The 12,367-nt window shown below is 54.9% G+C and carries 8 protein-coding genes and 1 pseudogene; 8 read left to right on the top strand and 1 reads right to left on the bottom strand.

Annotated features, from left to right (window positions below; translation table 11 throughout):
* Nucleotides 1-31: 31 nt before the first annotated feature.
* The 8 genes from ACLL9E_RS03790 to ACLL9E_RS03755 all read left to right on the top strand — a co-directional run bounded on the left by ACLL9E_RS03790 (nucleotide 32) and on the right by ACLL9E_RS03755 (nucleotide 10,241).
* Entirely contained in the window at nucleotides 32-991 is a 960-nt protein-coding gene (locus ACLL9E_RS03790) for an L-threonylcarbamoyladenylate synthase (protein WP_411290408.1), read from the top strand.
* Nucleotides 991-1,950, top strand: a complete 960-nt coding sequence (locus ACLL9E_RS03785; protein WP_411290429.1) for a M48 family metalloprotease — start codon at nucleotides 991-993, stop codon at nucleotides 1,948-1,950. Before ACLL9E_RS03790 ends, ACLL9E_RS03785 begins: the two co-directional genes overlap by 1 nt.
* 80 nt (nucleotides 1,951-2,030) lie before the next feature.
* Nucleotides 2,031-3,086, top strand: a complete 1,056-nt coding sequence (locus ACLL9E_RS03780) for an efflux RND transporter periplasmic adaptor subunit (protein ID WP_411290407.1) — start codon at nucleotides 2,031-2,033, stop codon at nucleotides 3,084-3,086.
* 3 nt (nucleotides 3,087-3,089) lie between these two features.
* Nucleotides 3,090-6,158, top strand: coding sequence for an efflux RND transporter permease subunit (locus tag ACLL9E_RS03775; RefSeq protein ID WP_411290406.1), 3,069 nt, complete (start codon nucleotides 3,090-3,092; stop codon nucleotides 6,156-6,158).
* 4 nt (nucleotides 6,159-6,162) lie between these two features.
* The gene (gene msrA, locus ACLL9E_RS03770; protein WP_411290405.1) at nucleotides 6,163-6,702 is read left to right on the top strand and encodes a peptide-methionine (S)-S-oxide reductase MsrA; all 540 of its coding nucleotides are present in this window, start codon (nucleotides 6,163-6,165) and stop codon (nucleotides 6,700-6,702) included.
* 31 nt (nucleotides 6,703-6,733) lie between these two features.
* On the top strand, nucleotides 6,734-7,603 hold the full coding sequence (gene galU, locus ACLL9E_RS03765; RefSeq protein ID WP_411290428.1) for a UTP--glucose-1-phosphate uridylyltransferase GalU: 870 nt from the start codon (nucleotides 6,734-6,736) through the stop codon (nucleotides 7,601-7,603).
* A 21-nt stretch (nucleotides 7,604-7,624) separates the two neighbouring features.
* On the top strand, nucleotides 7,625-7,945 hold the full coding sequence (locus ACLL9E_RS03760; protein WP_411290404.1) for a hypothetical protein: 321 nt from the start codon (nucleotides 7,625-7,627) through the stop codon (nucleotides 7,943-7,945).
* A gap of 181 nt (nucleotides 7,946-8,126) precedes the next feature.
* Entirely contained in the window at nucleotides 8,127-10,241 is a 2,115-nt protein-coding gene (locus ACLL9E_RS03755; RefSeq protein WP_411290403.1) for a hypothetical protein, read from the top strand.
* Between the two features lie 82 nt (nucleotides 10,242-10,323).
* Here the strand turns inward: ACLL9E_RS03755 and ACLL9E_RS03750 are convergent.
* Nucleotides 10,324-12,367: pseudogene (locus ACLL9E_RS03750) on the bottom strand (DNA-directed RNA polymerase subunit beta'); the annotation flags it as partial.

Raw genomic sequence — 12,367 nt, 5'->3', positions numbered from 1 at the left:
AAACGGGGTACGCCACCGCCTATAGCCGCGAATGATGTTTGGCTCAAATACCTTGGGGAATGGCTGGGTTGTGCCAGCAGATGACGCTGCAATTACCGCTGCGGCCCAGTTTTTGCATGCCGGACAAATCGTGGCGATTCCCACCGAGACCGTTTATGGCCTCGCGGCTGATGCGCAAAATGCAGACGCTGTGGCGCGGATTTACGCGGCAAAGGGACGTCCCGACTTTAATCCGCTTATTGTCCATGTTGCCGACATATCAGCGGCTAGGAAACTTGCGGTGTTCAACGACATGGCGGAGCGCATTGCTGACGCCTTTTGGCCGGGGCCGTTGACGCTTGTGCTTCCTTTGCAGCCCGATGCACCCATAACGCGCGCCGTCACTGCCGGACTGCCCACAATTGCCATCCGATGGTCCGCGCACCCCGTCATGCAAGCACTCCTCGCCAAAAGCGGTTTAAGCCTCGCTGCGCCCTCTGCGAACCCAAGCGGGGGAATTAGCCCCACGCGCGCCGAACATGTGCTGGCGGGGCTTGGAGGGGCAGTGCCGATGATTTTGGACGGCGGTCCATGTGCGGCAGGATTGGAATCGACAATAGTCGCCATCCGTGACGATGGTTGGGAGATTTTGCGGCCCGGCCCAGTCACTCCAGAGGACATCGAACGCGTGGTCGGATGTAAGCCCCTCGTCGCCCAGAATACGACCATTGAGGCCCCAGGACAGATGTCCAGCCATTATGCTCCAACCAAGCCTGTGCGATTAAATGTCACCGCGCCAGAGCCAGCGGAATGGCTGATTGGGTTCGGTTCAATTTCGGGCGACTACAATTTATCGGCATCGGGAAATTTGGCGCAGGCTGCGGCGAACCTTTTTGACGCAATGCACCATGCCGACGCCAGTGCCGCACGTTCGATCGCCGTTGCGCCTATTCCGCGTGAAGGCATTGGCATCGCAATTAACGACAGGTTAAATCGGGCCACAGTGCGGTGATGCAATGGCTGAGCCTGTTAGGCTTTGTGGCTTTGTCCATGGCTCAGCTTGCTGCTGCGTCCCCAACCGACGACATAATGGCCTATCGCGCCTTAGCCGAGCAGGACTTGCGCCTGGCAACCGTTGGGTACCGCCTGGCCAAGGGCAGTGCCCCGTTTTGCAAACGCAAGAGCCGTAATCCCGGATGGGTGCTCCATGACAAGTCGCAATATCCTGACCCAGATATTGCGCAGGCTGCATTTGGTTTTCGATCTGCGGTGGCGGTATCTGCAGTGGTTCCCGGTGGCACGGCTGAAGCTATTAGGTTGAAGCCGGGCGACGGGATCATCGCAGTGAATGATCTTACAATCTCGGGTCTGTCATTTGCCAAAAATAAACGCGCTAGCGCTCGGCTTGAGACGGTCCAAAACATCTTTAGCGATGCATTCGATCGACCAGCTCCAGTTAAAATAACATTGGAAACGGCAAACGGGAGAAAACAGTTCGCGTTCAACCCGGCTGCAATCTGCGCATCGCGATTTTGGCTAGACACCAGTTCCCGTTTGGACGCAGGCGCCGATGGTGTGTCGGTTCGCGTCACTGAGGGACTGCTCGATTTTACCGAAAAGAACGATGCTGAACTCGCTGCGATTGTTGCGCATGAAATGTCCCACAATTTGTTGGGACATCGGCAACGGCTTGCCACCAGCGGCAAAAGCAACAAGGAGATTTTGGCGACAGAGATTGAGGCGGATCGCTTGTCGGTATGGCTCATGGCCAACGCTGGATATGACACAGCAGCAGCGCTTCGTTTTGCCGAAAGATATGGTCGAAAATCAGGGCTTGGGATTTTTTCAGCCGGAACGCATTTGCGCTGGAAAAACCGACAGAGAGTTATGCAGCAGGAAATTGCCAGAATTGCGAGTGTCCCCGCTGAGGACGGTCTGCGCCCACCGCCTTTATTGATGACCTCTGAATAATAAATTAGGTTGCATATTAAAACTGTTTCTTCTTGCGTAGAATTCTCCTATTGCTGATCGGCATCGCAGGGGAGGGCCGGTTGGCGATATCACGGAAATTGTCGGGCGGGTTTTTGTTGGTGCTGTCGCTTGCCGCTTGCGGAGAGGACACGAGCGCGGGCAAAACCGCGGTTGAAAAGGTTCAGCCTGTTCAGATATTTACGGTGGAAACCCAGAAATTCCAGCGCGAAATTAGCGCGGTTGGAACGGTACGCTATCGCCGCGAAACACCTTTGGGCTTCACTTCGGCGGGCAAGGTGGCTGTGGTGCGTTTCGAAGAGGGAGATGTCGTAAAGCGTGGCGCATTATTAGCTGCACTGGATACAACGTCGGTAGGCGCAGACATGAGCGTCGCGGCCGCCGAGCGTGACCGGATACGGGCAGAGTTTGAACGCGTGCGTTCGCTTTACGCCGATGGCTGGGTGACAAAGGCGCGATTCGAAGCCGCAGACGCGGCACTGAAAGGCGCAGAGGCGCGCCTTAGCCAGGCAGGCTTTGCGCGCAATACGGCGCAGCTTTACGCTCCGTCAGGCGGAGTCGTTCTGATGCGCAATGTGCAGGCAGGGCAAGTAATCGCCGCTGGTACCCCAGTGCTCATGCTGGGTGAGGCAGAGGGTGGCTTTGTGTTTCGTGTGCCGATTGTTGACCGCGATGCGTCAAAACTGCGCGTGGGCATGGCGGCGGATATCTTGATTGAATCAGCAGGCGACGCACCCGTTACCGCGACTATTTCTGAAATTGATGGCCGCGCGAATGAAGCGACGGGCGCTTTTTCGGTGCAGTTCCGCCTCCCAAATCGCCCGCAATTGCGGTCCGGGCAAATCGGGACCGCGACTTTTAAGCTGCCCGCCTCGGATGGTGGTACGCAAATGCAGGTTCCTGCCAGCGCTTTGTTTGGCGTGCGAACGGGTGAAGGTCTTGTCTACATCGTCAACGCAGATAACCGCGTAGAAACACGCAATGTAAATATTGAACGCGTTACGGACGAGTTTGTCCTTCTGTCCGGCGGATTGAGGGTGGGCGACAGGGTTGTCACATCCGGATTGGAAAAGCTGCGCATAGGGTCGGTTGTCCGCATTGTTGAGGGGCGACCGTAGCATATGCATATCGCGGAGTTCGCTATTCGCAAATGGCAGCTGACGCTCGTATTATTTACGCTGTTATGCGCTTTAGGGTTTTCCGCATTCCAACAGGTTCCGCGCGCGGTGGATCCGCATTTTTCCATGCCAGTAGTATCGATTGTCGCGTCACAGCCCGGAGCCGATGCAGCGGAGATCGAGCAAACGATCACTAAGCCAATCGAGGAATTGGTTCAGGGGCTCGAGGACGTGCAGAATGTTGCGTCGACCAGCAGCGACGGAAACGCAGTCATCCGGGCCGAATTCGATTGGTCTGGCGATCCTGACCAATATTTTAACGACACAGTGCGCGAAGTCACCGCGATCCGCAATCAACTCCCGTCGGACCTGCAACGACTACATTTCGAGAAGATTCGCACGACAAACACTTCAATCCTGCAAATTGCATTACTGAGCGAGTCAGCAAGTTGGTATCGCATGGAAAAATATGCCCGCGACATCAGCGAAGCGTTGGGCAGATATAAAGAGGTTCGCGAAGCCGATATTTATGGCCTTCCCCAACCCGAAGTCAGCGTTGCGATAAACTCCGGCAGGCTTGCTCAACTTCGGATCCCCGCAAGCGTATTGGTGGACGCCATCCGCGTGGGTGGGGCCGACGTTCCCGCTGGCTCAGTCAACAGTGGAGCACGCAGGTTCAACGTCGAAACCGGCGGTGCCTTTCGCGACGTCGAAAAAATCCGCAATCTGCCCATTAGAACGAATGACGGCTCAATCGTCCGGGTAGGGGAAGTGGCCAATGTCGCCATCAGCAGCGCAGAGCAGCGCGTAAAGGTCAGCCACAACGGCAAACGCGCCATTTTCATCACCGCAAATCAGAAACAGGGTACAGACGCCACCAAACTGCGGAACAAGCTGGTCGCGGAACTGGCGCTGCAGCAACAACTCCTCCCGCCCGACATTCGGGCTGTTGTGCAATTTGATCAAAGCAGAGATATCACCAAACGGCTGAACGAGCTCGCGCGTGATTTTGCCATCGCGCTGTTTCTGGTATTGATCACATTACTGCCATTGGGTTGGCGGGCTTCGGTCATCGTGATGATTTCAATCCCGCTCTCTATTGCCTCCGGGCTGTTGGCGATATCGGCATATGGTTTTAACTTGAGCCAACTTGTCGTTGCGGGGTTCATTCTGACTTTGGGACTGCTGGTCGACGATTCTATTGTCGTCGTTGAAAATATCGCACGCCATCTGCGCATGGGTAAAAGCCGCAGTGACGCCGCCATAGACGGCACCAAAGAAATCACCATGGCTGTATTGGGATCAACCGGCGTGCTGGTGTTTGCATTTCTGCCTTTGTTCTTTTTACCCGAAGGCGCGGGCAAATTTGTCCAAAGTTTCATCGGGACGATTGTCGCAACCATAACGGCATCGATGATTGTATCCTTAACTATCGTGCCGTTTCTTGCCAGTCGGCTTTTGAAAGGGGATGAACCAGAGGAGGGGAGCGCATTGCTGCAATGGCTGATGCGTAAGATTGATCGGTTCTACCATCCCTTGCTGCACTGGGCGCTTGACCGACCCCGTCGATCTGTCTGGGGCGCGCTTATCGGCACGACTGCCGCCTTTCTGCTCATTCCGCTGCTTGGTTTCAGCCTGTTTCCAAATGCCGACACATCCTATTTTCGCGTGACGGTTGAAGCCGAGCAAGGAGCAAGCATCAACGAGACAGACCGCATTGTCCGGCAGGTGTCGGCGATCTTGAAGACAGAACCTGCGATCAAAGTGCGCGCCGAAAATGTAGGCGCTTATAATCCGCCCGTGTTCTACAATGTCTTTCAGCGCGGCGAAAACCCCACCCATGGCGAGGTGCTGGCGATCATGGACAACTGGGAAGGCGCAAAGTCCCGCGATATGGTCAGCCGACTGCGCAATCAACTTGACCAAATACCTGGTGCACGAATTAAGCTGTTATTGTTCCAAAACGGCGCACCAATCAACGCCCCTGTAGAATTTCGCGCCTATGGACCTGATCAGGATGAACTAAAGCGCGTGGCTGCAAGCATGGAGCAAGTTCTACGCGAAACACCTGGCACCAGAGACGTCAATAATCCCGTGGCGTTCGACAAGGTCGATCTCGATATCCGAGTGAACGATGCCAAAGCCGCACTGCTTGATGTCCCGGCAGGCGCGGCGCGGCGGGCGATACGGCTTGCATTGAGTGGCGAGCGTGCGGGAACTTACCGGGATGCCGAAGGTGATAGCTACCCGGTCGTAGTGCGCCTGCCGTTTTCGGAAACGCAGCCCATTTCTGCGTTGGAATCAATTTACGTCTCAAACCGCGGCGGACAGGCTGTCCAATTGGCCGAAATTTCAGACCCGACGCTGGAATCAACACCCGCTGCGATTTACCGATATAATTTGCAACGCAATGTGAGCGTTACGGCGCAAATTATGGACGGAGTCGTTGTCTCCAAAGTTAACCTTGATGCACAGAAAAAAATGGATGGCATCCCGCTTAAGCCCGGCTACTCGATTGCAGTTGGTGGGGAGGCCGAAAAAATCAATGATACTTTTGCAGGTTTCGGCCCAGTTGTGATGGTGGCATTATTCAGCATCTTTGCAATCCTCGTCGCCGAGTTTGGCCGATTTAAAGAGGCGCTGGTCGTGGCGGGGGTCATACCTTTGGGCACTTTTGGCGGCCTCATCGCTCTGCTTGCGACGGGCAATAACCTGTCCTTCCTTGCGATTATCGGTTTTATCGCGCTCATCGGAATTGAGATAAAAAACTCAATCCTCCTCGTGGATTTCACGACGCAGTTGCGGGATCGCGGTTATGCATTGCGCGAGGCAATTGAAAAGGCGGGCGAAGTGCGGTTCCTTCCTGTGCTTCTGACCTCCATTACTGCGATTGGCGGACTGATGCCGCTCGCGCTTTTTGGCGGTAGTCTCTATTCACCGCTGGCGATTGTGCTGATTGGGGGGTTGATTTCCTCCACTTTGCTATCACGTATTGTCACGCCAGCCATGTATCTGCTGGTGGTGCGCGGAGATGCGGCGACGGCCGAAAAATCTGCTCAAATTCAAGGATAAGCACATGCCACAACAAGAGGCCATTTTTGCAGGAGGCTGTTTCTGGTGTACCGAAGCTGTTTTCGGTCAGTTAAACGGCGTCAGCAGCGTCGAAAGCGGCTACATCGGGGGGCAAACTGTCGATCCGACCTATAAGGACGTGTGTGGCGGTCGTACGGGGCATGCCGAAGCCATCCGCATCGCATTTGATGCCGAAATCATCAGCTACGCCGATTTACTCGAGATATTTTTTGCGACCCATGATCCAACGCAGCTGAACCGGCAGGGCAACGACGTTGGCACGCAATATCGCTCCGCAATATTCCCACTCAATGACGAACAGAAGGCCGATGCCGAAGCTGGTATCCTGAATGCCGCGACTGACTGGCCAGCGCCGATTGTGACATCGATTGAGGGTCCGGCAACCTGGTATCCTGCAGAGGATTATCATCAGGAATATTGGGAAGGCGAAGGGCAGCGAAACCCCTATTGCCTTGCCGTCATTCCACCCAAGTTGGCGAAACTGAAAAAAGGATTTGCCGAACGGCTCGCCAAGTCGGGATAGACAATGCGGTTTCGTGCGTTAAGCAGGCATGATGATTCACAAACCTGTTCGTAAGGCTGTCTTTCCTGTCGCTGGTCTGGGAACCCGTTTCCTGCCAGCGACAAAAGCCATTCCAAAAGAGATGCTGCCGATCATCGACAGCCCCCTCATCCAATATGCGGTCGATGAAGCACGCGAGGCGGGCATCGAACAAATGATCTTCGTCACAGGACGCGGCAAAAGCGCGATTGAGGACCATTTTGATATCGCTTTTGAGCTTGAGTACACGCTGAACGCGCGCGGCAAGGACGCGTCGGTCTTGGCGAATTCACGGCTCACCCCCGGAAACTGCGTCTATGTCCGGCAACAAGAGCCGCTTGGGCTTGGGCACGCCATCTGGTGCGCGCGGGACATTATCGGCGACGAGCCATTTGCGATATTCCTTGCCGACGAGTTTATGCATGGCTCTCCGGGTTGCATGAAGCAGATGGTGGATGCCTATCAAGCGATTGGCGGTAACATCATCAGCGTTCTTGAAGTGCCACGCGACGCAGTATCTAGCTACGGCGTTATCGCGCCGGGCGCAGCGAACGGCGCTGTGACTGAGGTGTTGGGCCTTGTGGAAAAACCAAGGGTTGAAGATGCCCCATCGAACCTCATCGTGTCAGGCCGCTACATCCTTCAACCCGAAGTCATGCATATCCTTGAGGGCCAAGAAAAAGGCGCTGGTGGTGAAATTCAGCTGACGGATGCTATGGCGCAGATGATTGGCAAGCAGCCATTCAATGCGGTGACATTTGATGGCAACCGTTATGATTGCGGGTCAAAGGTTGGTTATATCGAGGCGAATCTTGCCCTTGCGCTTCAACGGCCAGATATGGCCGACCAAGTGCGCGCAATTGCGGTCAATTTGCTGAAATAGCTGTCGCAGAGAGGACATAATTTGGCGCGTAATACAAAATTGGTCTTGGCTTTTATGCCAGTGATGTTGTTGTTGCAGGGATGCGTGGCGTCTTTGGTTGGTGACGTCATTACTGCCCCTGTAAAAATTGTGTCGAAAACTGCTGACGTCCTCACAACGAGCCAGTCTGAGTCGGATGAAAAGCGCGGCCGCGAACTGCGGAAGCGCGAGGAAAATCTCGGCAAACTTGCCCGGCAGCGCGATAAAGCGGGCGAACGCTGTGCAGATGGGGACGAAGATTCGTGTGAGAAGGCGGCGGAGATCAGCAAACAAATCGCTGACGAGCAAGATCGCCCCATATAATTCCGCGCTATCTGCGAAATGACTCAGAACATCGACTAACGACCCAATCGAGCGTGAGTAGGGCACCTTGTCGATTGAGAGGCTCGTTGGTCGAACGCCGCTTCCGCCAAACCCTGTCCCGACGCTAAACGGTAAACACACCGCAGAGCAATGATAGCGCGCGGGTCGTTCGGGAGGTTTCATGTCTTGTTTGAATTTTCGGCTAGCTCTGCTGGCAACAGCGGCGGCTGCCTTGGCTATGCCCCAGATCGCTTTTGCAAAAGATGACGCCGCTGAGGTCGAACAGCCATCGATGAAAAAAGGGGAACGGCAATTTACGCCTGACTTTTTTGCACCTTACGCCCCTGTCACGGCACTTGATATGGTAAAACGGATACCCGGATTTTCGATTAATGCCGGGGACGGGCGTCGCGGCTTTGGTGAAAACGCGGGCAATGTACTGGTTGACGGTGACCGCCCGTCCACCAAGTCCGACGATATCACCACTATCCTGTCACGAATACCGGCCAGTCAAGTTGAGTATATCACGCTGTCGGAACAGGCTGGTGCGGACACCGAAGCGCCAGGGCAAGGACAAGTGGTCAACATCGTCCGCAAACGGTCCGCGAAGGTCAATGGCACCTATGAGGGGACTATTGTTGCAGGGACGCGTTATGGCTTTCAACCATCGGTCAACGCGTCGGCGACATTGCGCCGGGGCGAAACCAGCTACGAACTGAACCTGTCTTCATATTCTGAGCGCGTTTACGGATTTGGTCCGGAAGATTTCAGTACCCCCGCAGCAGAGCTCGTCGAACGTCGATTTTATACCGGGAAAGGCGGGTATGACCAAGTGGCGCTTGGAGGAGCCGTCAAAACCAAAATTGGCGGAACCAAGCTCAATATCAACGGACAAGTGCGCTGGAGCGACGGGTTTGATATCCGTAACGCCGATTATTTCAATAGGGCGGGAGCCATCACGGGGGCTGAATTGTTGTTGCGAGGTGGACCGGTCAGCGACATAAATTATGAACTTGGCGGGGATGTTGAATTTTCGGTCTTGCCCAAGACAAGCACCAAAATAGTAACGCTTTACCGGTCAGCGCAGGAGAGCAATGACAGCAGCATTCAAATTGCCCGCATCGGGCAGCCAGTGACCCTGTTCGAAACGCGCAGCCGAAACAAGCCGACAGAAGCGGTGGTTCGCATCCAGAATGATTGGAACGGCATTGCCCGGCACGCTATCCAATTTGGCGCTGAGGTCGCTTATAATCGGTTGGACGCCCGCTTTAGTGTTACAAACTCGGTTGCCGGGGCTGTGACCAATTTTCCGGCATCGAATGTGTTGGTCGAAGAGACGCGATTTGAACCTTTCGTCAGCGACGTCTGGGCGCTTAGCCCGTCGTGGAAGGTTGAAGCCGGCGCAATCGCAGAGTTCTCCAAATTGACGTTGGCTGGAGACAGCACAGCGGCACGAAGCTTTAGTTTTATCAAACCACGGGCAATCGCGACATGGACTATCGACCCGCAAACGACATTAGAGCTGCGCGCAGAACGTCAGGTGGCGCAGCTAAACTTCAATGATTTCGCGACGTCGGTTGATGTGACCGTCGGCAACCAAGTCGATGCAGGAAATGCCGATCTTGTGCCGGAAAAGACGACCACGCTGTCGGCGCTTGTCCGTCATAAGTTTCTGGAGCGTGGCAGTATCCAATTTCGTGGCGATTACCAAAAAGTGACCGATACCCAGGACTTGGTGCCTGTCACGCTGCGCGATGCCAACGGAAATATCACCGCGCAGTTCGATGGCACTGGCAATATTGGCAAAAGCACCAGATGGAATGGCGAGCTGGAAATCACACTGCCTTTAGACTGGCTGACGAAGAATGTGGGCTTCACAGGCATGGAAGCGCGCTACATCGGTCATTACCATGGAAGCCGCGTAACTGACCCTGTCACGGGCGTCAACAGGCGCATGTCGAACCGGCCATTATGGCATCAGCAATGGGATATCCGCTACGACGTCGCGGATTTGGGGCTCGTCTATGGGGCATCTTTTAGCGTCCAACAGGCCAACTACGCATATTTCCTGAACGAGCTGCGCCGCCAACGCGATGGAACGCGGACAACATTGTTCATCGAATACAGCAAATTCAAATTTGGTACGATCCGGTTTCAGGTAACGGACTTGCCTGGCTTTGAAAGAGACCGTTTCATCTACAGCGGAACGCGTGCCTCGAACACGCTGGCACAGATTATAAATCGGGAACGGAGACTCGATCCGCTCTTGCAGCTGACTTTGTCAGGGAAATTCTGATCGACCTCTAGGCACATTTCCCTAACAAGAAGCCCGCCGGAATTGCGTCCAGCGGGCTTTTGTTTTCAACGTGAGAAGCAGATTATGAGTCTTCGTTGGTATCCATGACATCATCGATTGCCGGGTCTTCCGTAGTCAAATCATCCGAAATGACCTTGGCCAACACATCATCGCCAATTGCCGCTTCTGGACCCTGAGCCAATTCGGCAGCATGCTCTTCAGCCGCTGTCTCCGGGGCAATCAGGCTTTCCTGAAGCTTCTTGTAGCTGGCACGAAGCGCAACATCGCGGCTCGTTGCTGCAATCCGCATACGGTTCATGGCAGAGCCAGTACCCGCTGGAATGAGGCGACCCACGATCACGTTTTCCTTCAGTCCGGTCAAAATGTCCTTCTTACCTTCCACAGCGGCCTGCGTGAGGACGCGTGTGGTTTCCTGGAAGGATGCAGCCGAGATGAACGAACGCGTCTGCAACGATGCCTTGGTGATGCCGAGCAATACGGGGTTACCCGTTGCCGGCGCCTGACCCTTGGTCAATTTGGAGTTGATCGCGTCCATTTCTTCGCGGTCGACCTGTTCGCCCGGAAGCAACGTGGTGTCGCCACCAAAGGTGATCTCAACCTTTTGCAACATCTGACGAACGATCGTTTCGATGTGCTTATCGTTGATCTTCACGCCCTGCAGACGATACACTTCCTGAATTTCTGCGACCAGATATTCAGCCAGCGCCTCAATGCCCATGACTTCGAGGATGTCATGCGGGTTCGGCGAACCAGCAATCAGGTTATCGCCCTTGCGGACGAAATCGCCTTCCTGAACGTCGAGGACCTTGGACTTCTGGATCAGATACTCGATACGATCGCCTTCTTCCGGCACAATCGCGATCTTGCGCTTTGCCTTGTAATCACGGACGAACTCAACGCGGCCCGAGATCTTGGCGATGATCGCATTGTCCTTTGGAATGCGTGCTTCGAACAATTCGGCAACGCGTGGCAGACCACCGGTAATGTCGCGAGTCTTGGCAGACTCACGGGTCACACGGGCCAGAACGTCACCGGCCTGAACCGTTGCACCATCTTCAACCGAAAGCATTGTGCCAACGCCGAGAAGATATCGCGCAGCTTCGCCGCTATCATCGTCCAGCAGCGTAATGCGTGGGCGAAGATCTTCCTTCTTGGTGCGGCTTCCTGCACGGTCTTCGATAACGACGCGCTGGGCGATACCTGTTGCTTCGTCGGTTTGTTCGGTCAGCGTCTTGCCGTCGATCAGGTCCTGATACTTCACAATACCCGACTTTTCGGTGATGATCGGCATGGTGAATGGATCCCATTCGGCCAAGCGGTCACCAACGCTGACTTCAGCGCCATCAGGGAATGCCAGCGTCGCACCATAAGGCAGACGGTGGATTTCCATTTCACGGCCATCCTTGTCGACGATGATCAATTCACCGTTACGTGCCATTGCCAAACGCTTCTTACGCTTGTCGACGATGCTTGGCAGATCGCGATACATGACCTTACCCGATGCAGTTGCATCAAGGTTGGACTGCTCGTTCAACTGCGCTGCACCACCGATGTGAAACGTACGCATGGTCAACTGTGTGCCAGGCTCACCGATGGACTGGGCAGCGATAACGCCGACAGCTTCACCGATATTCACAGGCGTTCCGCGCGCAAGGTCACGGCCGTAGCATGTACCACAAACGCCGACCTTAGATTCGCACACCAGTGGCGAGCGAATCTTCAGAGCCTGAAGTCCGGTTTCTTCCATCGCTACAACCATTGGCTCGTCCAGCAGGGTTCCCGATGGGATCAATACCTTGCCGTCAAGACCGATGATGTCTTCCGCCGTGGTACGTCCAAGGACACGTTCACCGAGCGAGGCAATGGTCGAACCACCCTGAACGATTGAGCGCATTTCCAGAGCGCGCTCTGTTCCGCAATCGACTTCAACGATGGTGCAATCCTGCGATACGTCCACCAGACGGCGAGTCAGATAACCCGAGTTCGCTGTCTTCAGTGCAGTATCGGCCAGACCCTTACGGGCACCGTGGGTCGAGTTGAAATACTCGAGAACGGTCAGACCTTCCTTAAAGTTCGAAATGATCGGCGTTTCGATGATTTCGCCC

This window comes from Sphingorhabdus sp. (assembly GCF_046596595.1).
Taxonomy (GTDB): domain Bacteria; phylum Pseudomonadota; class Alphaproteobacteria; order Sphingomonadales; family Sphingomonadaceae; genus Sphingorhabdus_B.
This window is presented reverse-complemented; position numbering and strand designations above follow the sequence as displayed.